Annotated in this window: 23 protein-coding genes; 14 read left to right on the top strand and 9 right to left on the bottom strand. The window is 43.8% G+C overall.

The genetic code is table 11. The features are described 5' to 3' along the window. The first annotated feature begins 268 nt into the window (after positions 1-268). Positions 269-655 carry a YtxH domain-containing protein gene (locus Q3W13_RS19745; RefSeq protein ID WP_302866733.1) on the top strand — a complete coding sequence of 129 codons (387 nt, stop codon included), beginning with the start codon at positions 269-271 and terminating at the stop codon, positions 653-655. Between the two features lie 78 nt (positions 656-733). On the opposite strand, the gene Q3W13_RS19740 is transcribed toward Q3W13_RS19745, so the two are convergent. Continuing rightward, positions 734-2632, bottom strand: coding sequence for a M1 family metallopeptidase (locus Q3W13_RS19740; protein ID WP_302866731.1), 1899 nt, complete (start codon positions 2630-2632; stop codon positions 734-736). 389 nt (positions 2633-3021) lie between these two features. On the opposite strand from Q3W13_RS19740, the gene Q3W13_RS19735 reads away from it, so the two are divergent. The 3 genes from Q3W13_RS19735 (at position 3022) to Q3W13_RS19725 (ending at position 8603) form a co-directional block, all read left to right on the top strand. Then, positions 3022-3969 carry a Smr/MutS family protein gene (locus tag Q3W13_RS19735; RefSeq protein WP_302866728.1) on the top strand — a complete coding sequence of 316 codons (948 nt, stop codon included), beginning with the start codon at positions 3022-3024 and terminating at the stop codon, positions 3967-3969. A 134-nt stretch (positions 3970-4103) separates the two neighbouring features. Next, complete coding sequence (locus tag Q3W13_RS19730; RefSeq protein ID WP_302866725.1) at positions 4104-7103, top strand: glycoside hydrolase domain-containing protein; 3000 nt, start codon at positions 4104-4106, stop codon at positions 7101-7103. A 153-nt stretch (positions 7104-7256) separates the two neighbouring features. Then, a complete protein-coding gene (locus Q3W13_RS19725) occupies positions 7257-8603 on the top strand; it encodes a DUF3472 domain-containing protein (protein WP_302866723.1) in 1347 nt (448 codons plus the stop codon). A 177-nt stretch (positions 8604-8780) separates the two neighbouring features. On the opposite strand, the gene Q3W13_RS19720 is transcribed toward Q3W13_RS19725, so the two are convergent. After that, the gene (locus Q3W13_RS19720) at positions 8781-9653 is read right to left on the bottom strand and encodes a creatininase family protein (RefSeq protein WP_302866720.1); all 873 of its coding nucleotides are present in this window, start codon (positions 9651-9653) and stop codon (positions 8781-8783) included. 97 nt (positions 9654-9750) lie between these two features. Beyond that, a complete protein-coding gene (locus Q3W13_RS19715) occupies positions 9751-9936 on the bottom strand; it encodes a hypothetical protein (protein ID WP_302866718.1) in 186 nt (61 codons plus the stop codon). Positions 9937-10004: 68 nt separating this feature from the next. Here Q3W13_RS19715 and Q3W13_RS19710 point away from each other — a divergent pair, with 68 nt between their 5' ends. From Q3W13_RS19710 to Q3W13_RS19680, 7 genes are all read left to right on the top strand, one after another. Continuing rightward, the gene (locus Q3W13_RS19710; protein ID WP_302866716.1) at positions 10005-10601 is read left to right on the top strand and encodes a Crp/Fnr family transcriptional regulator; all 597 of its coding nucleotides are present in this window, start codon (positions 10005-10007) and stop codon (positions 10599-10601) included. 77 nt (positions 10602-10678) lie between these two features. After that, the gene (locus Q3W13_RS19705) at positions 10679-11731 is read left to right on the top strand and encodes a winged helix DNA-binding domain-containing protein (RefSeq protein WP_302866715.1); all 1053 of its coding nucleotides are present in this window, start codon (positions 10679-10681) and stop codon (positions 11729-11731) included. 102 nt (positions 11732-11833) lie between these two features. Next, on the top strand, positions 11834-12382 hold the full coding sequence (locus tag Q3W13_RS19700) for a carboxymuconolactone decarboxylase family protein (protein ID WP_302866712.1): 549 nt from the start codon (positions 11834-11836) through the stop codon (positions 12380-12382). An 85-nt stretch (positions 12383-12467) separates the two neighbouring features. Next, on the top strand, positions 12468-12881 hold the full coding sequence (locus Q3W13_RS19695; RefSeq protein WP_302866710.1) for a nuclear transport factor 2 family protein: 414 nt from the start codon (positions 12468-12470) through the stop codon (positions 12879-12881). Between the two features lies 1 nt (position 12882). Beyond that, the gene (locus Q3W13_RS19690; protein ID WP_302866708.1) at positions 12883-13770 is read left to right on the top strand and encodes a helix-turn-helix domain-containing protein; all 888 of its coding nucleotides are present in this window, start codon (positions 12883-12885) and stop codon (positions 13768-13770) included. 193 nt (positions 13771-13963) lie between these two features. Then, complete coding sequence (locus Q3W13_RS19685; protein WP_302866705.1) at positions 13964-14785, top strand: polysaccharide deacetylase family protein; 822 nt, start codon at positions 13964-13966, stop codon at positions 14783-14785. 13 nt (positions 14786-14798) lie between these two features. Beyond that, positions 14799-15341, top strand: a complete 543-nt coding sequence (locus Q3W13_RS19680) for a dual specificity protein phosphatase (protein WP_302866704.1) — start codon at positions 14799-14801, stop codon at positions 15339-15341. Between the two features lie 2 nt (positions 15342-15343). Here the strand turns inward: Q3W13_RS19680 and Q3W13_RS19675 are convergent, their stop codons facing one another. From Q3W13_RS19675 to Q3W13_RS19665, 3 genes are all read right to left on the bottom strand, one after another. Continuing rightward, on the bottom strand, positions 15344-16060 hold the full coding sequence (locus Q3W13_RS19675; RefSeq protein ID WP_302866702.1) for an SDR family NAD(P)-dependent oxidoreductase: 717 nt from the start codon (positions 16058-16060) through the stop codon (positions 15344-15346). A gap of 12 nt (positions 16061-16072) precedes the next feature. After that, positions 16073-17266, bottom strand: a complete 1194-nt coding sequence (gene lysA, locus Q3W13_RS19670) for a diaminopimelate decarboxylase (RefSeq protein ID WP_302866701.1) — start codon at positions 17264-17266, stop codon at positions 16073-16075. Between the two features lie 201 nt (positions 17267-17467). After that, the gene (locus tag Q3W13_RS19665; protein ID WP_302866697.1) at positions 17468-17992 is read right to left on the bottom strand and encodes a hypothetical protein; all 525 of its coding nucleotides are present in this window, start codon (positions 17990-17992) and stop codon (positions 17468-17470) included. Between the two features lie 109 nt (positions 17993-18101). On the opposite strand from Q3W13_RS19665, the gene Q3W13_RS19660 reads away from it, so the two are divergent. From Q3W13_RS19660 to Q3W13_RS19650, 3 genes are all read left to right on the top strand, one after another. Then, positions 18102-19508: an alpha-L-fucosidase gene (locus tag Q3W13_RS19660; protein ID WP_302866695.1), complete on the top strand. Its 1407-nt coding sequence runs from the start codon at positions 18102-18104 to the stop codon at positions 19506-19508. A gap of 65 nt (positions 19509-19573) precedes the next feature. Beyond that, entirely contained in the window at positions 19574-20662 is a 1089-nt protein-coding gene (locus Q3W13_RS19655) for a bile acid:sodium symporter family protein (protein WP_302866693.1), read from the top strand. A 22-nt stretch (positions 20663-20684) separates the two neighbouring features. Further along, positions 20685-21281 (top strand): hypothetical protein, encoded by a 597-nt coding sequence (locus Q3W13_RS19650; protein ID WP_302866690.1) that lies wholly within the window; start codon positions 20685-20687, stop codon positions 21279-21281. 3 nt (positions 21282-21284) lie between these two features. Here Q3W13_RS19650 and Q3W13_RS19645 read toward each other — a convergent pair whose 3' ends face one another. The 3 genes from Q3W13_RS19645 to Q3W13_RS19635 form a co-directional block, all read right to left on the bottom strand. Next, on the bottom strand, positions 21285-21776 hold the full coding sequence (locus Q3W13_RS19645) for an isoprenylcysteine carboxyl methyltransferase family protein (RefSeq protein WP_302866688.1): 492 nt from the start codon (positions 21774-21776) through the stop codon (positions 21285-21287). 92 nt (positions 21777-21868) lie between these two features. Beyond that, positions 21869-22921 (bottom strand): type III polyketide synthase, encoded by a 1053-nt coding sequence (locus tag Q3W13_RS19640; protein ID WP_302866687.1) that lies wholly within the window; start codon positions 22919-22921, stop codon positions 21869-21871. Positions 22922-23010: 89 nt separating this feature from the next. Continuing rightward, positions 23011-23541 carry a hypothetical protein gene (locus Q3W13_RS19635; protein ID WP_302866685.1) on the bottom strand — a complete coding sequence of 177 codons (531 nt, stop codon included), beginning with the start codon at positions 23539-23541 and terminating at the stop codon, positions 23011-23013. Positions 23542-23692: the final 151 nt, after the last annotated feature.

The following is a 23692-nucleotide window of genomic DNA, read 5'->3' as shown; positions in this document are numbered from 1 at the left end:
TCGGCTAATGGTTCCCCTTAACGGGCCCATAGCGGACTTGCACCGCCAAGTAAATGCGCCCTGCCGGGCGCACCAAAAAAAAGGCCGTATCACGATTTATGATACAGCCTCGTTTTTTCTTATGCAGAAAATCTTAATTTTAATTGACGTACTGTAATAAACCGTTTGCTTGTTGTGTTAGATTGACATTATGGAGCTTTTTTAATTTTTTTACAAACAAAAATCCGGCATCGTTATTGTACTATTGAATCCATCTAAATACAAATATATGAAAGACCAGACAAGAGTTATAGCTGCACTACTGATAGGGGCAGCAGCCGGGGCGGCTTTAGGATTATTGTTAGCCCCCGAAAAAGGCGAAAAAACCAGGGAGGACATCGCCGACTACATAAATGATTTAATAGAGGATGCTAAGGACAAGGCCCAAACCGCCGGAAGCAGCATTCGCGAATATGGAAATAACCTTTATGGCAAAGCACGCTCAAAGTTTGCCGGGGCTGCCGAAACCGCCGCTGACTACAGGGACGCCGCAGTTGCTACTGCCAGGGAAAAAGCTGAAGACCTTAAGGATCAGGCCCAGAGCAAATTTGAAGGGGCCAAAGCAAAGGCAAAAAGCGACATTAACGATCTGAACCACTCTGTTCAGAATTCTTAAAATTAAATTTATCTAAAATAGAAAAACCCGGTTTGATCGCCGGGTTTTCTCATTTATAGAACGTACAGTGGTTTACTTTTACCGGGCTTTGACAGCGGAGTTAGTGCCGTCCCATCTATTGTTGCTTTCATCAGCATCCATAAAAATACCGCCGTCAAGCACCGCCGACTTGATGGTTTTGCCGGCTTTAAGATTGATGCTGGCTAGCTTTTCGTTCTTATGCCAAACTTCAGGCGTTTGGTGAAAAGTTGCAGTAGTGCCGTCGGTATAGGTCACATTGATGTCAAAAGGTATTGCAAAGCCGCCTATATTTTTCACATCCATCGCATAACCTCCATTCGTTTTAGTAAGCTTTTGTACAGCTATATCTATATAATTGGTGGTAAAGAACCAGTTGTTGAAGAACCAGTTCAGGTTTTTACCCGAGCCGCTGTTCATCGAGTTAAAGTAGTCCCATGGAATAGGGTGCTTGCCATGCCAGTTGTCCATATATGTATGCAGTGCTTTTTTAAACAGGTCATCGCCAAGCATATCCTTAAGGGCAAAGTAGCTTAGCGACGGCTTGCCATAAGCATTATTGCCAAAACCCTGCCTTACCTCGCTCGTAGGTACTATAATAGGCAGATCCTCAGCCTGTGAAGGGTCATTGATATAGCCTTCTATACGGAAAGCTTTGTATAACTTGTCGGCTGCTTCTTTGCCAACCTCTGCTGTGCCGATCAGGCGCTCGAAGGTGGTAGCCCAGCCTTCATCCATAAATGAATATCGGCTTTCATTAATCCCCATGTAAAAAGGGAAAAAGGTGTGCGCTATCTCATGATCCTGTACAAATTGGGCAAAATGTAAATCATCCTGGTGGCTGTCGTTTACCATCATCGGGTATTCCATATCGGCAAAACCCTGGAAGGCCGTCATTTTCGGGAAAGGATAAGGTACGCCCGGCCAGTTATTTGACAGCCACGTTAATGAATGGCGGCCAAATTGTACCGAATGATGAAAATCAGTAGCACTGTCTAAAAAAGCAGCCTGCATGCTTGCCCGTCTGCCGGTTTTACTATCAACAATGGCGCTGGCAGCATCCCAGTCATAATGGTCGCTTATGCCTACGGCTACGTCGCTGATGTTAGTAGCTGTCCATACCCAGGTGTTGGTTTCGTTTTGGGCCGTAATCTGTTTCTTCGCCAGGTCTTCTTTTGTAGCCACATGTATGGTCGAATCGCTGGTGAATGATTGTTCTAATCTTTTTGCATACTCAGGTTGTAAAACCTGGGCAGCGTTTTGCAAGGTGCCTGTAGCCCATACCAGGTAGTTTTTAGGCACAGTTACGCTAAGCTTGTAGTCATTAAAATCGTTATAAAACTCCTGTGCATCTAAAAATGGCAGCATATCCCAGCCATTATAGTCATCAAACACCGCAACACGCGGATAAAAATAAGCAAGGTAATAGCTGGTTGAGTCAATCATACCTTCACGGCCGCTTTCTTTTGATATAGTATAATGCCAGGTGATGTCGAGCTTTACTGAATCATGCGGCGCTAAGGGTTTGGGTAGTTTAAAGCGCTGGTTAGTATTTACAGCCCGCTCATTATTCCAGGGAATATTTGTGCCGTTTGCCGTAAACGAATCGATTTGCACACCGGTGGTTAAATAGTCAGGGTTTGCTGTACTAAACCGCGCCACTCCGGGGCGGTGTATGTTCAATATCAGCTTCATGTTCGGCGCCTTTATCGTATCGGGGCTGTTGTTAAAATATACTATCTGCTCAACGCCTTTTATTGTTCTGTCCGGAGGTAGCGCGGTAACTGATATGGTGTACCGGCCATGGTTTTGCCAGTAGTTTTTTCCGGGTTTACCATCCATCGATCGGGTGCCTTTTTTATAGGCTTGCTGAACGTCGCGCGGCATGTAAAGGTCTTGCGCCCGGGCCTGGAACAAAACCATGCTGCAAATAGCAGCTGCAATAATTGATTTAAACATTCTTAGTAATTTTTTTTGCAAAAAGTAAATTGTTTTAGGCTGACACGATATGTCAATAACACCTATCTTAAGACGATATACCCATAAGACGCTGCCGGGATGGAATAATTACAACTGTTTGCGAAAAAAAATTAACTTACTATTTGTAGTCCGGCAAATATTTATTTAATTTGCACCCAGTTATTTTAATAGGGGTATTAAATAACTAATTTCTAACCATCTGCCTTAGGGCGGGTGGTTTTTTTATTTTTGGCATTCCACCGATACAGAGATGGCTGCAGTTTATTCAATTAACTGAATCGGCAAACTCAAGTTAATTCAATCTGTATAATCTTTAAATTACCTTCTGTCTGTGGAACCAATTTTTAAGTCTGTGAAATCATAAGAAAATGAAGTATAAGTTAGGCGATTTTGTGCGGTTTGTTGATGAAAAGATGGAGGGCTTTGTAACCCGTATTATCGACGACCAGATGATAGGCGTTACCGGCGAGGATGATTTTGAAATACCTGTACTGGCGAGTAAAGTTACCACAGTGCATGGTTACGAAGCGCCAGGCAACAAAAAGGACGATACCGCTATTGACCAACCTGTGCAGGCCGGCGAATTTAAAACCAATGGTGTTTTTCTTGGAGCGGTTAACGACTCAAAGGCGAATTCAGTGGTACATTTCTATTTGATTAACGAAACATCCTTTCAACTGCTTGCATCCCTGACCGCTGAAAAACAACAGGTATACAAAGGCGAATTTAGCGGAACACTTGCAGCCAATACTGCTGCTAAAGTTTATTCAGCCCAGTTGGCGGATTTGCAGCTTTGGCCATCCCTCAGCTTTCATATACTATATTATACCAAACAAAATGTGCAGCCCCCTGCCCCATTGATAATTAATGAAAAGTTTAAAGCGAAAGATTTTTCAGGTTCGAAAAAGACAATACCGCTATTAAACCAGCAAGGGTGGCTTTTCAGGTTAGATGAGCCCGAACTGGTAATTGACGCGCAAAAGCTGAAGGAGAGCTTTTATCAATCGCCCGAAGAGAAGGCGGTGGTCGAAAAGCCGAAAAGCGAAGTCGACCTTCATATTGAAAAGATCCGTAACGATTATCAATTTCTCAATAGCGGCGAAATTCTTAAAATCCAGCTGGATTATTTTCATAAGATGCTTGACGCAGCTATTGTCCACCAACTGCCCGAAATAACATTTATTCACGGGGCAGGCAACGGTATTTTGCGCCATGAACTTCATAAACAACTGGGCCGCCACCAAAAAGTGCAAACATTTATGGATGCCCGCAAAGAGAAATTTGGATATGGGGCTACAAAAGTGATTCTGAAATAAATAGCATGCCTTGATTACGCAGAACGCTTACCTGTGTATAAATGGCAAATTTTTCTCTGCGCAATCGTTTGCGCTGGCAACACTAAGTCGGTGGCATTATGCTAATTTAGCATTCCGATAATACACTGACTCTCATGAAGAAAATCTTTTACCTGGCAATGTTGTCTTTTGCTGTTAAAGCTGCTGCTGCACAGCAAATCCCTTACATTTCAAAAAATAACGATTGGGATGCCGATTCTTTAGGCAATCACCGCGTGGCGCTTACATTGCAGAATGCAAATACTTCCGTTGCAAAGGCCATGATCAATTGGCGCAGGGAGGACCTGAAACCAGAAAACAAACAACTATTTATGGTTGATTCTGCCACCAATAAACGCTTGATGAATGTTTCAGTAGCAGCTATGAACCGCGAAGCGTGCGTGCTTTATTTTGAGCCTGTTGCCGGGCATAATAAATACTTTGTATATTATATGCCTTATTCTATCAACCGGAAATCAAACTATCCTAATGCGAAGTATATCCCTGCTGCCCAAACGGCAGATAATGCCTGGCTGCAATCGATAGCGGCTGCCAAGAATATTGAGGGTGCTAAAGTTGAAAGTATTCAATCGCTTAACGCCTTAAACAGTTTTTACCCGATGGAGGTGATCGCCACGGAAACAGAGACAAAGAACTTAATCCAACAAAATGCAGGGAAGAGTTACCTGGTATTTCCGGAGGACAGGTTGCACATTATAAAAATGAAACACGACCTGCCCCAACGCTGGATAGAAAAAGGCGTTAAGGGTATGTTCAGCGGCGAGGCTAAACGCGGTGAAAACTATTCATATCAATTGGGCATTTATCCCGTCGCTAAAGATTTGTCAGGCGTAAAAATTATATTTTCAGACTTGAAAGGCAAGGCCGGCAGTGTTATCTCATCAAAACTGATTTCATGTATAAATAACAGCGGCGTCGATTACCGGGGTAAGTCGTTCAACAAAACCGTCGACATCGCTAAAGGCGATGTGCAGGCAATGTGGTGCCTGGTAAATATTCCTGCAGGAATCGCTGCCGGTACTTATGAGGGTTATGCTACTGTGACCGCAAAAAATGCAGAAAACACTAAAATTGGCATCAGTATTAAGGTAGATGCAAAAGTTGCGGCCAACGGCAACATAAATGAGCCTTGGAAAGAAACGCGGCTTACCTGGTTAAATTCTACATTGGCGCAAAAAAATGATGTCATTAAGCCTTATACGTCGCTGGTCGTAAACCAGAATAGCATCAGTTTGCTCGGTCGCAAGCTCGTGCTCGGTAAAACCGGCTTCCCGGCAAAGATTGAAACTTTCTTTACGCCTGAAATGACGTCGATATCGGCAAAGGCAAAAGAAGTTATTGCGTCGTCGATAAAGCTGGTGGCAGAAAATGAAAATGGCCCGGAAACCTGGCAGGCCAAAGGTGTAAAATTTACAACCAAACAAGCCGGAACCGTTGGCTGGACAGCCACCAATATATCTGCCAACCTGAAAATGGATGTGACCGGCAATGTTGAATTTGACGGATTTGCCATGTACACGGTTAAGTTAACCGCCCTGAAGGACGTAGTTCTAAAGGACATCCGTATGGAAATACCTTTCAATAAAGAGGCATCTAAATACATCATCGGCCTGAACCTTAAAGGCGAGCGCAGGCCGGAAAAGTATGAATGGAAATGGGACGTAGCCCACAAAAACCAGGATGGCGCCTGGCTGGGCGATGTAAACGCCGGTTTGCAATACTCTCTTCGCGATGAAAACTATGTGCGTCCGCTGAATACGAATTTTTATCTGCAAAAGCCCTTACTCCTGCCGACATCATGGGGCAATGATAATAAAGGAGGCATAAACATAAGCGAGACAGGCAGCCAGGTGTTAGTAAATAACTACAGCGGTGCGCGTAATATGAAAAAAGGCGATGTGTTGTATTATAATTTTACTTTACTGATCACACCTTTCCACCCTATTAATACTGATTTTCAATGGGCCACCAGGTTTTATCATAAATACAGTGATTTGGATAGTATCAAAGAAACCGGGGCAACTGTGGTTAACATTCACCACGGCACGCCGATAAATCCGTACATCAACTACCCGTTTATCCGCTGGAAGCAAATGAAAAGTTATATCGATTCCGCTCACCGGTTAGGGCTGAAAGTTAAGATATATAACACCGTGCGCGAGCTATCAAATAGTGCTTATGAAACTTTTCCGATGCGTAGCCTTGGTCATGAAATTTATTCACCGGGCAAGGGCGGCGGCTATTCGTGGCTGCAGGAGCATGTAGTGGATGATTACATCGCTGCCTGGTATGTGCCTGCATATAAGGATGCTGCATTAATAAACAGTGGAATGAGCCGCTGGCATAACTATTACGTAGAAGGCATGAACTGGCTGGTACAAAACGTGGGTATCGACGGTATTTACCTGGATGACGTTGCATTCGACCGCATCACCATGAAACGCATTAAACGTGTGCTGACCAAAGACGGACATCCGGGTATTATCGACCTTCACTCGGCTAATCAATACAATAAAAGCGACGGCTTTAACAACAGCGCTAACCTGTATATGGAACATTTCCCCTACCTGAACAGGCTTTGGTTTGGTGAATATTTTGATTATGAGAAAAATTCGCCTGATTTCTTCCTGACCGAGGTATCAGGCATCCCGTTTGGCCTGATGGGGGAAATGCTGCAAGGTGGTGGCAATCCATGGCGTGGCATGATTTATGGCATGACCAACCGCATGCCGTGGAGCGACAATGCCGACCCACGCCCGATATGGAAAGTTTGGGATCAATTCGGCATGCAGGGCACAAAAATGATTGGCTATTGGGTAGAAAACAACCCAATAAAAACCAACAATCAGGAAGTGCTGGCCACCATCTACAAAAAAGAACATAAGGTATTAGTATCAATAGCCAGTTGGGCGAATGATGATGTAAACGTAAAGCTTAAAATAAACTGGAAGGCATTAGGTATAAACCCGGCTGCAGCAGCTATAACAGCACCTGCAATTAAGAATTTCCAGCCCGCCGCCCAGTTTAAAGATGGGCAGGATATAAAAGTGGAAAAAGGCAAGGGGTGGTTATTAATTATAAAAGAAGGTAAATAGAATCTATTTACACACAAATCATGCAGGTGAAACGTAAAGACGCGATGCTTCGTGTCAAAAAAAAAGCGAAAGGTAATTCGTTTGCAATACGTACCAGAACGAAAATATGTTTGACATCTGTCCTGTGGGAGACGGAAGCATCGCGTTTCTACAATGACATACAATGTATCCGAAATAATGAAGATAAATAAATTGGCTACGGCCGTATTATTCCTAACCGCTATATCTGCTTCTGCAGCAGTAGCAAACGGTCATCATTTCAAAAAAACAATTATCAGCGCAACCGATACCGTTATTACCCTTCCTGCAGGTGGCAATTCATGGCGGGTAGGGAGTGATACAAGCGGCGGAACCGTAACCAATAACGGTATTGTAGGATGGACAAAAAGTACTACTAAGTTTGTCTTTTATTTTCGCCTGCAACGGACCGGCTATTTTAAGCTTTGGTTGAATCTTAAGACGGATGGCAACAGCAAAATAGCCGTATCTGCTTTAAAAAGCACCAGCCAGGTAAGTGTTGCCGGCAGTGATCTTAAGGATTATTATGCGGGTGAATGGTTAGCGAAAGACACAGGTTACGTTGCTGTAACACTAAGCGGTATTAATAAAACCGGCAGGCAGTTTGCCGAGGTGAGCGCGATTAAACTATCAGGCGCCGCAATTAACAATAAAACGGCTTATGTGCCGGATAACAATGGTAATTACTTTCATTGGGGCCGCCGGGGGCCATCGGTGCACCTGGCCTATGACGCCCCCAAAGTTAACGCCGAATGGTTTTACAATGAAGTAACGGTACCGGTTGGAAATGATGTGATTGGCTCCTATTTTATGGCAGATGGGTTTAATGTAGGTTATTTCGGCATGCAGGTTAACTCTCCTACGGAGCGGCACATTCTGTTTTCAGTTTGGAGCCCGTTTAGCACCGATGATCCTAAGGCAATTCCTGACAGCCAAAAAATTGTAATGCTGAAAAAAGGCGCAAATGTGCACACAGGTGAATTTGGCAATGAAGGTTCCGGCGGGCAGAGTTACATGAACTATAACTGGAAAGCAGGAAACACCTACCGGTTTTTGATACACGCCAAACCGGAAGATAAAAACCACACTGCTTTTACCGCATGGTTCTACGCGCCCGAACTTGGCAAATGGGAACTATTAGCCAGTTTCAACAGGCCGCAAACGCATACTTACCTGGTTGGTCTGCACTCATTCCTCGAAAATTTTGAGCCTGAGGAAGGAACAGTAACACGACGGGTAATGTTCAGCAACGGCTGGGTGGCCGATGATAAAGGCCAATGGACAGAAATCACTAAAGCCAAATTTACCAATGATGCAACGGCGCAAAAAGGTTACCGGATGGATTATGCAGGAGGTGTAGAAGGCAGCTCTTTTTTCCTGAAAAACTGCGGCTTTTTTAATAATTATACCAGGCGCGGCCTCATATTGGAAAGAACTCCGAAAGGCAAAGCACCTGTTATAGACTTCGACAATCTGCCCTGATATTTGTTGTAAAAATCTGTCGTGGCGACGCAGCCGATGCCCTACGCTGAGGGAATTTGCCCTTACATGGCGAGAAACATTGCCCTCAATGTGCAATAGCCCTGAAAGGCGCCGATCTGCCAGCGCTGGGCTATGCCCGTCGCTAAACGGCATGACGTACGATATTTTGTTGCTTTTTTATTTATTCAGTTTATCAACTTTATCGTAAAATTCATTTTGCAGCTGAAGGGTTTTGGTATCGGCCTTAACTTCCTGTAGTGCTTTTATGAAAGATGCTATTTCGTGATCGGTGATGAACTTGCCAAATTCGGCCGTTGCCTTATCCCCTTCTCCTGCGTAGTGGTTGGGATATGATGAATACCACCAGATAGGCGTATATAAGCCCGGGAGGTCGCTGCGCTTTTGGTCAGCGCCGCTTTGGCTGGCCGCTCGGTCCATACGCATCAAATCGGGGCGATAATACATTAACACCGAGGTTTCATCTTCACCAGCGTGCTGATCATTAGCCATAGGCGATTTATGCATTGCATGGTACTGTTTAGCATAATCAGCATCCCGCCCGCCGCCTGTATACAGGTAAACCGCATAATTATGGCGCTTGTTCAACAGCGATTGCATAAAGAAACGCAAAAACTCCGGGTTACCGCCATGACCGTTAAGTATCACGATTTTATCAAATCCATTCCGGGCTATTTCGTCGCAGGTTTCTTCCAGCAGTTCGTAAATGACCTTACTTGGCAGGGCAAACGTGCCGGGCTGATGACGGGCCTCATTTATTTGTCCGTAAAAATAATCAGGAAATACCACCGCATACTCTGATCTTACCGCCCGGGCAGCCCATTCACGCACGTGGATTAAATCGGTGCCTATCGGCGAATGCGGTCCGTGCTTTTCTAATATCCCTATGGGCAGAATACAGGTTCTGGACGACTTTTCGAGTGCCTTAGGAAAATCAGTGGCAACAAGCTCATCCCAGCGGGCAGGTAACTCTTGTGCAAAACATGCAACCGAAAACAGCAGGGCTGCAAGCAGTGATAAACAGGTCTTCATATAGCGAGGTTTATAATAATGGATATGCGGATGAAATTACAAACTAATCCTGTTATTTTGCCACACACTATGTAACATCTGCATGAATTTTTCTCTCTTACTTTTCCAGAATAAACGTAATGTTTATCCAGTTTGAGGCAACGGCCGGGCTGTGCAGGGTTTGTTTGATCGTCCAGCCTTCTTCAAGGTACCTGTTTACGTAGCTGATGTCGTAAGCAGAGTGCCGGTTGGTGGTGGATTGTTCGTAAACATTAATATTTACGGTTACTACTTTTTGAGCCATCTTGTTTTATTTTAGGAATCTCAAAGGTATATATTTATAAAGCTATTACATTATAAGGTTTTTGTAACGTGAATAGATATGACGAGTTAAGGAAAGCGCTATCGGTAAACCTCAGTGTAACTGATGAGCAATGGGCGACTATCGCCGGTTTTTATAAACCGCTGACGGCCAGGCGCAACGAAATTTTGTTGGAAAAAGGAAAAATAAGCCAGTATATGTATTTTATTGCTAAGGGTTGCCTGCGTATTTTATTGATTGACGATGACGGACAGGAAGCCACCCGTTTTTTAATGTTTGAAGGGCAAATGGGCACCGCTTTTCCGAGCTTTGTTTTGAAACAGCCATCAAAGGCATCCATTCAGTGTGTCGAACCCTCTGAAATGTTGGTTATTGGCTATAACGACTATCAGCGGCTTATAGACGAAATGCCCGGTTGGGAAACGATGACCCGCCTTAACCTGGAACGCGCATACATTGATGCCATTGAACGGATTGAAAGCCTGATAACCATGGATGCACGAGAGCGGTACGATATCTTACTGAAACAAAACCCCATCATCGTGCAACGGCTGCCTAATAAAATCGTGGCTGATTATCTGGGTATTTCGCAGGAAACATTGAGCAGGCTGAAGTCCCTGAAGTCAGGAAATCGTAGAGGTCAGTAAAGTCCTGAAGGCGGGTATCGGATAAATTAAAACATCTGCTGACATGCAGTTGTCAATCCTCTGCAATACCTTCAAATATGAAATCGACTGATATCTCCCGTTTACGTCTTTTCAATCAGCATTTAGCATCGCAACGATTTAATAAGGCCGCCGAAATTATAAATTATCTGGGCGCCGTACAGGCTCAGGACTATGCAGGTGCAAAATGGGCAGTGGGCATGCGGCTGCAAAAAAGTAAGGATTCTGCTATCGACAAAGCTTTGACGGATGGCAGTATCATTCGTACCCATGTATTGCGGCCGACCTGGCATTTTGTGACACCTGCTGATGCCCGGTGGATGATTGAACTTTCCGCACCGCGCATCGCCCGGCAGGCGGCGGGGCGCCACCGGCAGCTAAAATTGGATAGCCGCATCTTTAAAATTAGCAATGATGCCCTTGCAAAAGAACTGGATGGCAATCGGCAGCTTAGTCGTACGGATATGGCTGCCGTACTGCATAAAGCGGGGATTGACATTAACGAGGAGCGTTTCTCGCACATACTGATGCAGGCCGAACTTGATAAAGTTATTTGCAGTGGCGGCAGGCAGGGCAACCAGTTTACTTACGCCCTTTTCGACGACCGTGTACCGCAATATCCCAGTCTCCCGCACAATGACGCAGTTAAAGAACTGGTTAAACGCTATTTTATAAGCCGGGGTCCTGCAACTGTGCAGGATTTTACATGGTGGAGTGGCCTTACTGTAACAGACGCAAAAGCGGGGATAGAAGCGAATCGGGACCGATTAACCGAAGTTATCTTAAACGGCGTCCGCTACTGGGTGAATAAAGACCGGCAGCAAACAATCGGCAGGGCGCCCCTAGCCTACCTGTTGCCTGCTTATGATGAATTTGCAGTAGCCTACAGCGACCGGAATGTAGCTATCAATAAAAAATATAAAGAGCAAACAAAGTACATAATTTTTGCGCCAGCTGTTTTGATTGATGGCAAAGTTGCCGGAACATGGCGGCGCACTTTGAAAGGAAAAGCACTTGAGGTTGACTTAAACATTTTCGGTAAACTAAACCCCGCGCACAATAAAGCTGTGGATAGAGCGGTTGAGCGTTACAAAAAGTTCATTGGGCGCTGAGGGAAAAATTGTCCATCAACAAGCGTACATCATCCATTTTGCAGCAACGGCAGCGGTTGCACATTTGTATTGTCAATAACGACAAAACAAATTACAAAGAAAATGACACGCTTAACAGCAATTAACCCGGAAGAAGCCACTGGCAAAACCAAAGAATTATTTGATGGAATACAAAGCAAACTTGGCGTAGTGCCAAACATGATGCGCACCATGGGGCATTCGCCTGCCTTGCTTGAAGGATACTTAAATTTAAACGCAGCACTAAGCCATGGAAAATTGGGCGGTAAAAGAGGCGAACTGCTGGCCCTTACCATTGGCGAAACCAACAGTTGTGATTACTGCTTATCGGCCCATTCATATATCGGCGAAAAGCTGGTGCATATTGATACAAACACTTTACAAAACGCACGTAACGGCAATGCGGCTGATGAAAAAACTGCCGCCATTTTAAAGTTTGCGAATGTATTGCTGGAGAAAAAAGGCAGGGTAAACGATGCCGATGTGGAATCAGTAAAAGCCGCCGGACTGACAGAGGGAGAGATAGCCGAGATTATCGGTCATGTGGGTTTAAACGTGCTGACCAATTATTTTAATAACGCCGCAGACACTGCTATTGATTTTCCTGTTGTCCGCGCCGGACAATTGGTGTAATATTACTGCCGGGATCTGGCTATAACCGCAAGAGCTAAGCTAGTTCTTAGCTTTGCGGTTTTTACTAATTTTATGAAATATCAGCATGCAAGAAAAAAGATACCCCCTGCCTCCGTTTAATATGGAGACCGCCCTGCAAAAAGTACAAGCTGCAGAAGATGCCTGGAATACCAAAGACCCAGAAAAAGTATGCCTTGCTTATACCGAGGACACTGAATGGCGTAACCGTACCGAATTTATAAACGGCCGCGAACAGGTAAAGCAGTTTTTAAAAAGCAAATGGGAGAAAGAACTGGATTATAAGCTAAAAAAGGAGCTTTGGGGCTTTAAAGAAAACCGCATGGCAGTTAGGTTTGAATACGAATGGCACGATGCGGCAGGTCAGTGGTACCGCAGCTATGGCAACGAGCTTTGGGAATTTGATGAGAATGGACTAATGCGTAAAAGATTTGCCAGCATTAACGATTTGGCTATTAACGAATCTGACCGGTATTTGTAATATGTTAAATTCCCAGCGCAATTTTACATTGGTTAACCCGCAGACTGGCAACCTGGCCTTCAGGCTGTTTTCATTTAATGATAACAGCCATTTTTGCCACTTGCAGCGCCATAATTTTTACACCATTATATGGATAACGAAAGGCAGCGGTAAGATGCGGTCAAATTTTGCCGAGTACGACTTTGAGGCAGGTTCGCTATTTGCTTTCGCCATCTATCAGCCTTTTATGCTGATTGCTGATTCGGAGATCGAAGGTTTTACCTTGAATTTTCATCCGGACTTCTTTTGCATCCATAAGCACGACAAAGAAGTTGCTTGTCATGGCGTGTTGTTCAATAACATTTATGAGCCGCCTTTTGTGACGGTTGATGAACCGTCGGCGGAAGTTTTTAAAATGGTAATTGAGCAAATATCGGCCGAAATGCGGAGAGAAGCCGTTGCACAATATGAACTGCTGATATCATACCTCAAGATATTTTTGATAACAGCGGTGCGGCTTAAAACAGAACAACAGCCCGCAACCGGTAAAGTACTGCTTTCGCGCAAGGAGCCTTTTATCCTGCAAAATCTGAAAGATGCTATTGAAACTCATTACAAAGTCAAACATTCGGCGAGCGATTATGCGGATATGCTGAATATTTCGGCCAAGGCACTGGCAAAAATGACTAAACAGCATTTTAACCGCACGCTGACGGATATGATAGCCGAGCGTATTGTAATTGAGGCCAAGCGGGAATTGTATTTAACCAATAAACCCGTAAAAGAGATAGCATTCGAACTTGGCTACAATGATGAATATTATTTCAGCCGGTTTTTTAAACTTAATGCGGATGTATCGCCCCAGGTTTATCGCGATACGGTAGGCGCAGGCCGTGCGGAGGTTCGGTAACATGTAAGGAAAATATCTTTCCGGATGACATTAAATATTGTAATTCTCCAATAATCCTTTCAACATCTCAACCCAATTTACTGGATGTTTTTCTTGGAATTTCTTAAATTCAACAATTAATTATTACGGTTATTGGCACAGGCATGTAATTTCAGCAGGCGCCCGTATTTGCTTTAACCTCTGTATGAATTTTATGAGAAATATAAGTTTTTGGCGCTTTTTTGCCACACTGATGGCGATAGTATTAACCGGGAATACACCATTTGCGCAGGTCGTTCCGCAGCAACAAATTACCTGGCCTAATCATAAAAAAGCAGTTATTGTGCTTACCTACGATGACGCGCTTGATTCTCAGTTAAAAAATGCCATTCCTGAACTGAATAAACTGAGACTAAAAGGTACATTCTTTTTAACAGGTTTAAATCGTGATGCCACACCACAATGGCGAGCCGTAAGCCGCAAGGGTCACGAATTGGGAAACCACACTTTGTATCACCCCTGCCTGAGCGCAACGATGCCAGATAACCCGGCAAACGATTCCGGACATTACACAATATATGGCATCCTTAGGGAGATAGACATGCAGAATAACTTTTTGTTCGCCGTGGATGGTAAATCTGTTCGAACCTATGCTTATCCATGCACAGAGACCGAGGTAGGCGGCAAAAGCTATGTAGACTCGCTTAGAAAAGCTGGGATTATTAAGTATGCACGCATTGGCGGTGATGCCGATGCCATTGTTACCGATTTTAAAAAGCTTGACCCGTTGCTGGTCCCTTCCTATGGCCTTGAAGAGCAAACTCCGGCCGAAAAATTGATAGCTTTTGTTAAAAACACCGTTCAAAAGGGCGGAATGGGCATATTTATGTTCCACGGCATCGGCGGCGATTACATCACCACTTCTTCCGAAGCACATAAGGAATTGCTGGAATACCTGGCCAAAAACAAAAAGGACATCTGGGTGGCTACCTTCCGGGAAGCTATGGATTATATAACCAAAGCAAACAAAGGTTGAATTGATTTATAACATGTTTAAGAAATTAACAGGCATAGCTAAAGGTGCAGGATTGGTTTTGGATTATATGTATGACAATGCCCACCGTATCATTAAGGGTGTGCCACGTTTAAATCGCTCGCAGATTAACCAAAACTTATTTTTAGGCAGCCAGTATAATCTAATGGGCCTGAAAAAGCTAAAAGATCTTGGCATTACGGCTATTGTGAACATGCGTATGCACAATGACTATGGCAACGCACCACACGAAGGTATTAAATACCTGCACCTGCCGACGGCAGACAACACACCCCCACCACTTGAAGTACTAATTAAAGGCGCTGATTTTATAGACAGGGAGATAAAAAATAATGGCAAAGTGTACGTACACTGCCGCCAGGGGCTGGGGCGCGGGCCGACGATGGCGATAGCTTATTTGATAAAAACCGGGCTTAGCTATGAAGAGGCTTACGCGATGATAAGACACGTGCGGATATTTATAAACCCCCGGCCCGGGCAAGTTGCGATGTTAAAAAAACTGGAAAAGCATTATAATGAGATAAGGCGACCGCATTGATCTTACAGCCGTTTATGGATAAACCCGGGCAAAATCCAAAACAGGAAACCTATTAACCGCCAGCGCCGGGTTACGTACGCCACATTTTTCTTATCTTCTATGGCTTTATAGATTTGAGCCGCCGCCTTTTCAACCGGTGCAACCCAAAATAAGTTTTCGCCTCCGGCCATTGCTGTATCTACAAAACCAGGGCGGATATCGGTTATATAAATCGGGAGCTTTGTATGTTTGGCTTTTTGCCTCAACCCCTCCAGGTAGCTAATCTGATAAGCCTTTGATGCAAAATAAGCAGGCGCCTGCCCGCTGCCCCGGAGGCCGGCAATTGATGTAATACCAACAAAATGTCCAAACGCCTGCTCCTGGAAAAACTTAAACGCCCAATCGGCAATCTCCGTAAAGCCGGCAACATTTAAAGCATTGGTATCCTGCTCAATCCGGCCATCGAGTACCTCGTTAATTTTACCAGTGCCTGAACTTAATACCAGTAAATCAAGGCCGCCGAGTTCTTTTGTAAGTTGATTAAGATATTGCGGAATACCAGCAACATCAGTTGCATCAAAAACAGAAACGATAAAATGTGCAGGATTGGTCGATTGTAGATTCAATAGCAACTGGTCCCGTCTGCCCGTGATACCGACCTTATAATTATTTGCTGCCAGCAATACGGCAAGCTGGTGGCCAATACCTGACGATGCGCCAACAACAATTGCCTTTTTCATTTTTAACGATAACTAATCTTCGGAATAAACGCTCCCTACCCTATCCCTTAAATTATATGATGAGGCCATTACTTCACCATAGGCTCCGGCAGTGCGTATAGCTATCAAATCACCGCGGAATGATTCAGGCAGCTCGACATCTTTTTGGAAGCAGTCTGTGCTCTCGCAGATAGGGCCTACCACATCGTATTTTAGCAAGTCTTGAGTCGGTTGTTCGTCAATTTTGGAACCGGAAACCCCAAGTTCAGACTTACGACTGATATTCTCAATTCGATGATAAGCCTGGTAAAGCATAGGACGGATCAATTCGGTCATACCAGCGTCTAAAACCAGGAAGTTTTTCTTCTGGCCGTTTTTCACATACAGCACACGCGATATCAGGGATGCGCAATGTCCTACCAGCGCCCGGCCCAATTCAAAATGAACTTCCTGACCAGGCTTAACGTTCAAAAATTGCTTAAAAACATTAAAATAGCCTTCAAAATCGCTAATGTCGTTATCTGGATTATAGTAATTTATGCCAAGGCCCCCGCCGGTATTCAGCACTTTCACCGGGAAACCCTGACCTTCAAACCAATCCTGCATCTCGTTAATACGTGTACAAAGGGTTCTGTAGACCTCCAGGTCGGTAATTTGCGAACCGATATGAAAGTGGATGCCCAGGAATTCAAGATTTGGGCACCTTCGAAGCGTATCGGCCACATCCTGCAATTGCCAGATATTTACACCAAATTTATTTTCATCAAGTCCCGTAGTGATAAAATGGTGCGTATTGGCGTCAACATTCGGGTTGATACGGATGGCTATCTTAGCAATTTTATTTTTTGCCCGTGCCAGCTCATCAATCACCAGCAATTCTTGTACAGACTCTACATTGAAACAGAAAATATCTGCGTCCAGTGCGAGATTTATCTCCTTGTCCGATTTTCCCACCCCTGCAAAAACAACGTTCTCCCTGCCAAAACCACAATCGATAGCTGCCTTTACCTCGTTACCGCTCACACAATCGGCGCCGAAACCGTAATCTTTTATCATTTCCAAAACCTTCGGGTTAAAATTAGCCTTCATGGCATAATGGACATGAAATCCATATTTGGAGGATGCTGCTTTACAAGCTTCCAGGGTGCGGCGTAGTACATCCAGATGGTAATAGTAAAAAGGCGTTTCTAATTGCTGAAAACGGGTAATGGTGTTTGCGTTGAACATGATTGCTGCATGAACCCTGACGAGTCCGGAAAACTTAGATGCCGGCTTAACGTTTGAAGGTTTGTATTAATGATTTTAAGCGGGCAAAAATAGGGTTTTAATGACGTTTGGCAAAGTTATGCAGAATAAAGTTTGGAATGGATAATTACACACCAGCGTCAACCAAAGAAAATATGGCTTTATCGAATCCGGCGGAAAAGACTAATTTGACTTTGCTGACCTGACCACTTCCGGTTTCCCGGTTGCAACAACCCTTTTTCCATCAATAAACCGCTGAATCCGTTTCGAGAAAAGCAGGTAACAACCAATGGCTAACATTATGCAGCCGTTGGTTATATAATAAGTGCGCGTGTTTAACCTGAAAATATCGCCGGGCAACAAAAATGCCTTTTGCAACTTACTCCACCCTAAAAGATTATAAAGCTTCAGAACATAAATCAGCACAAATATTACTGTAGAGTTTAGCCAATACCAGTTACGCCTGAGTGATATGCGCCATGAGATAATGTATGCGACTATGGCGCCAACAAGTGCTGCCTGGGCAACAACTTTCATGTCAAAATTGGTTCTCGCAACATCGTTAAGCCTGGCTTCGACCGGAAGGAAAATCAGGAAATTAAAATCATACAAATAGGCAAGTGTCTGAAAACCGAATATAAAAAGCCAAAAAGCTACGAAATGAATAACCAGCAGTTTTATATTAAATTTTGTAACAAAATTTCCCATCTCAGTTAATTAGGTTGTAATGCAATAATACTACTTTGAGGCGAAAAATCTTAAACATAAATGTTATTTAGTTTAACATGCACGTTTAGTAAATTTTATAGCTTTGAGCATGAACAAAAAGCTACTTATCTGTCTATTTATTTTTTCAGCATCTTTAACATTAGGCGCTAAAGCCCAAAACGACTTCAAAAAGACCAGTATACCTCTTGCAGAACTGCAACAGCAATTTGTTGACCTGCGCTTCGGGATGTTCATTCATTTTAACATCCCCACTTATATGGATCAGGACTGGCCCGACCCAGATGCACCGGCTTCAATATTCAACCCTACAAAATTAAATTGTGACCAGTGGGCAAAAGCGGCCAAATCGGCCAATATGAGCTACGGATGTTTGACTACGAAGCACCACAGCGGATTTTGCATATGGGACACTAAAACTACCGATTATAACGTAATGAACAGTCCGCTAAAACGCGATGTGGTTAGGGAATATACCAATGCATTCAGGAAGGCCGGACTGAAAGTTATGCTCTATTATTCTATTCTGGATACTCACCATCGCCTTCGGCCTAATATGATAAATCGCAAACATATCGAGATGGTTAAGGCGCAAATAACCGAGCTGCTAAGCAATTATGGAGAAATTTCGGCACTGATTATCGATGGTTGGGATGCGCCATGGTCCCGGATTTCGTATGACGATATTCCGTTTGAAGACATTTACAAATTAGTAAAATCGCTGCAACCCAATTGCGTACTAATGGACTTAAACGGTGCTAAGTACCCTGCCGAAGGCTTGTATTACAGCGACATTAAAACCTACGAGATGGGCGCCGGTCAGCGCGTATCAAAGGAAAGCAACCGGATGCCAGCCCTTGCATGTCTGCCGATCAACAAAGCCTGGTTCTGGAAAACCACTTTTCCGACCGAGCCTGTTAAAGACCCTGTTAAACTGGTTAACGAAACACTGATCCCGTTAAATAAAGTTGACTGCAATTTCATTTTAAACGTTGCGCCAAACCGCGACGGCTTAATTGACGACAATGCAATAGCTGCACTTAAACAAATCGGGCAGCTTTGGAAAAATGAGGGTCCGGTTAATAAACTACCCGAACTGGACGCACCAATTATTGCCTCAAATATCGCTAAACATCAGCCCGCTAGTTCAAGCTGGGGAGATGATGATAATATTATGGATTTGGCTAATGATGACGATTTCACTACCTCGTGGGTATCAAATAAAACTGTTGAGCACCCATGGTACGAAATTGACTTCGACCGTGACCGGGCGTTTAATACCATCAGTATTGCTGAAGATAAGGCCAATATTAGCAAATACAAACTTGAATATTACGAAAACAGCGTCTGGAAGCCATTGTTTGACGGTGAAAATAGCAAACGCGTTAAGGTTAACCGTTTTAACAGGGTTTGGGGCAGTAAAGTGAGGATTTGGATCGAAAAATCAGATCGCCAACCTTCGATAGCCGAGTTTGGGGTGTATGATGAGCAGCGATAATCGGCTGGCATTCTGCAGTGATTGATAAATTATAATTCTAGTTTATAGAAAAAGTATAGCGAAGTATGTTGACCAAAAGCCTGATAGCCGCGGCAGTGTTCCTGATTGCATACATTTTACTAAGCGTTTGGGGTTATACAAGCTTTGCGGGCATCGCGCTGGCCGTGTTTTTCGCAATGCTGGCTATTGCCTTCCAAAACTCTCAGGATTTAAAAAGCTTTTCGTTTACCCTGATGATATTTGCCGTAGTGAGTACCGGCATGTATTACCCGCAATATTTTCAGCATTGGGGCAGCTTTAAACTCTCCGCGCTTATACTTCCTTTCCTGCAGGTTATCATGTTCGGTATGGGCAGCGAACTTAGCCTGAAAGAGCTGGCGACCGTTATGAAAATGCCAAAGGCCATTTTAGTAGGTGTTGTTTGCCACTATACAGTTATGCCACTGGTCGGTTTTGGGCTGGCAAGTATTTTTAACTTCCCAAAAGAAATTGCCGCCGGCATAATATTGGTGGGCTGTTGCCCCAGTGGGCTGGCCTCAAATGTAATGGCCTATCTTGGCCGGGCAAACCTGGCCTTATCCATTTCGGTTACCGCTATTTCAAATCTTCTGTCGCCATTATTAACTCCGTTATTGATGCGCTTGCTGGCCGGTAAATTTGTGGAGGTCCATTTCTGGAGTATGGCCTGGGATACTACACAAGTGGTGATCATTCCGATAGTTGCAGGGCTATTGTTTAACTCGCTTTTACGGGGCAAGATTAGATGGCTTGACAAGCTGATGCCCCTGCTATCAATGATAACAATCGGCTTGATAATATTAGTTATTACCTCGGCAGGCAGGGATAACCTGTTAAAAGTTGGCGGATTGCTGGTACTGGCTATCCTGATTCATAACCTCACCGGTTATACGCTGGGCTATTGGTTCAGCAGGCTTTTAGGGTTTAAAGAAAAGGATTGCCGTACTATTTCATTGGAAGTTGGCATGCAAAACAGCGGCCTTGCCTCGGGACTTGCCCTGCTAATGGGCGGTGTGGCAACCATAGGCCTGGCACCGGCTATATTCGGACCGATAATGAACGTTAGCGGTTCGTCGCTGGCTACCTGGTGGCACGGACGGGTTCCGGAAGACAATAGAGAGAGCAGAAATCCATAACTGACACCTATAGAAACTAGCCATGGAAGAAAAATCTACCGATAGGAAGCTGCGAACTGCAATAGTGCTTTGCAGCGTATTCTTTTTACTTGTTATCTTCAGGCATAATATAGATGTCTTTTTCAAAGGGATTAATTATCTTCTTTGGATGGCGTTTATGCTGATTATTTTTCTTGTATTAGCAGTTTCGTTCGCCAGGAGTATCAGGCGCAGCATTAAAAAGAGGAAACAACATAATTTAAAAACGCACCTGCCGGCTTTTATCTACACACTAACCCTTACCCTTTGTTGTATCGTACCCAGCTCCGAAACATTTGAAAGCGACGCCATAATTGTCGCTCGAAATGAAGGTACGCAGAGCCAAAACATTATTAAATTCAGGACCAATAAGACATTTGAAATGAACTCAACTGCTGTTTTCGGCTATAATGAGTGGTTTACGGGGACTTATACCAAAAAAGGAGACACGCTCTTGTTGTCCTATGACACCCCTAGGCCAAAAAATATGGGCTACAAACTATTGCAGACCGGCAGAGAACTAATAGTTATCGACAAACCTCAACGTAAGGATAGTCTCTATTGCTGTCAGACATTCCTTATCCTAAAAAAGAATAAATAGTATTTAGTCCGCCCATACCCGGTTTTCGACTGTTATCCGGATTGACAACATGACGGCATTCAATATTGTAAAAGCAATAGCGGTGTAATACAGATGGAAAACGAGAGGGATAAACGCTATTTCGCAAACCACCTCCATATAGTTCGGGTGCTTCAGGAATTTATATGGCCCTCGTTTTACCGGATAAACACCTGGAATGCGATAGATTTTGGTATTCCAATATTTGCCGAGAGATGACAGCGCCCAGAATTTAAAAAGCAGTACCGCCAAAAAAATCGCAAGGAAGAACCAGCTGATTGAAGTACTACCCTCAAAATTATACTCTGCTATTAATGAGACGATAAAAAGCGTATGCAATGCAATCATGAAAGGATAATGGCGCTGCCCGTATTGAACTGCCCCCTGCGACAACAACCATTTTTCATTCCGCCGGGCAATCAGTAATTCCGATAACCGTTGCAGGATCAGAAAGGATATAAAGATGGTGAAGTACATCTTGTCGGTAAAAGATTAACGGCGAAAGATAAATGATTCTGATGGTTAAGGATAAAGACGCCTTTCGCCTTTTAGCTTTATCCTTTACCTTCTCAGTTCACTCTTAATAGAACCATCTCGCTTGAAAAACCCGGGCCCATTGAGAGCATCAGGCCATAACCGGGCTGGAAACCCTCGCGCATAAATTTTTCCAATACGTACAGCACTGTGGCGCTCGACATGTTGCCGTAATCGTTCATCACCTCACGCGTGATTTTTAAAAAATCGCCCCGTACTCCGAGGGTAGCCTCATAAGCATCAAGCACCTTTTTGCCGCCGGGATGAAAGATAAAGTTATTAATATTGCTGATTTTAAGCTCGTGCTTTGCCAAAAACTCGTCTATATCATCACGGATATGCTCATGAATAAAAGCAGGAATATCCTTGGAAAACAAAACTTTAAAACCACTATCCTGGAAATCCCAGCCCATCACATCGAGTGAATCGTAATACAATTTGCTTGATGAAGCTACATATTTTACCTGCTTATCGCTTGCATGATTATCACCTTTTATAATGCAGGCAGCAATTCCGTCAGAAAATAAGCTAGACCCAATAAAATTGCTCTTACTGTAATCGCTTCTAATTAGTGTAAGCGAGCAAAGCTCTACGCAAACCAACAACACTATGGCGTCGGGGTTTGCAATGGCAATTGTATTAGCTTTAGCCATACCCGAAACGCCTCCTCCACAGCCAAGCCCCCATAGCGGGGAGCGGTTTACATGCGGGTTTAGCCGCATTTTGTTAATAATTAAGCCGTCGATACTTGGCGTAGCCAAACCAGTTGTCGACACAAATACAAGGTCAGTAATGTCATCCTTATCAACGCCGGATTTTGTTATGCAATCTTGTGCTGCCTGTACTGAATAATCCAGGGACAGCTGTATATATTCCTTGTTGCGTTCCTCAAAAGTATTCGGTGTGGAGTAAAAACTAAGCGGTTTACAAAAGTTGCGGTACTTAATTTCGGTATTATCAAAAGCAAAAATAAGCCGGTTAGCCTCGGGAAAGTTTTCCGAAAACATCTCTAGCGCCTGCTGTTTTGCTGTTTCTTGTGCTGTTTTATATGGAAAGTCGATTTTTGCTGCTGAAGCTATAAAGGGCATATTTGTTTATTTGTAATTTAGTACGTAGCCATTTATATGCCAGTTGCCTTAAATCCGGAGAATATAATTGAAAACGATAACCGGTCGGCCTATTCCCCGATAACATACCCAATGGTAAAAGCCGCGTAACTAAAATTTGCGCCAATGACGTTGTATGAGCCGGCAAATCTTATATGCCCTAGTTCCACTCCTGCCCTGCCGAAAAAGCCAAGCTTTATCCGTCCATAATCTGATGTATAAAGAGACTCGCCGGAGTAATCCTCCAGAATGAAATGGCGGGCGTACAGCCCGCCGCCAAACCCCATGAACGGCCTGTTTTTTCCTTTACCAAAGTAATACTCACCTGTTAGGGTGGTAGAGCCGAAATAGGAAAAGTATTCATCCTCATATTCGGGCCGGTAGCCAATAAGAGCCCCCTCCAGCCTAAGCCCGGCGGTAAAATAATCCGATATATAAACACGCGGTTCCAGCGTTAAGACAACCCCGGGGGTGACACCATAGCCTTCTGTTGGCTTTACGTATCCGCCGTCTATATCAATTTTAAACGAACCATTTAAATTTTGCGCGATTAAAAATAACGGGAAACATAACAAGGCTAAAAGCAGGAGCAGGTTTTTCATGACAGGCGTACAGGCTGAACAATTGTGATTTAAATACAAAGTAATAATATACTCATGAAATCGGCATGAAAATATCTGAGATCAAAAGTGAACTTTATATAAAATAAATTTTTGATAATTTCCTGTCGCATAAAAAGACTAAAGGCTCAAT

This window comes from Mucilaginibacter sp. L3T2-6 (genome assembly GCF_030519355.1).
GTDB lineage: Bacteria > Bacteroidota > Bacteroidia > Sphingobacteriales > Sphingobacteriaceae > Mucilaginibacter.
This window is presented reverse-complemented; position numbering and strand designations above follow the sequence as displayed.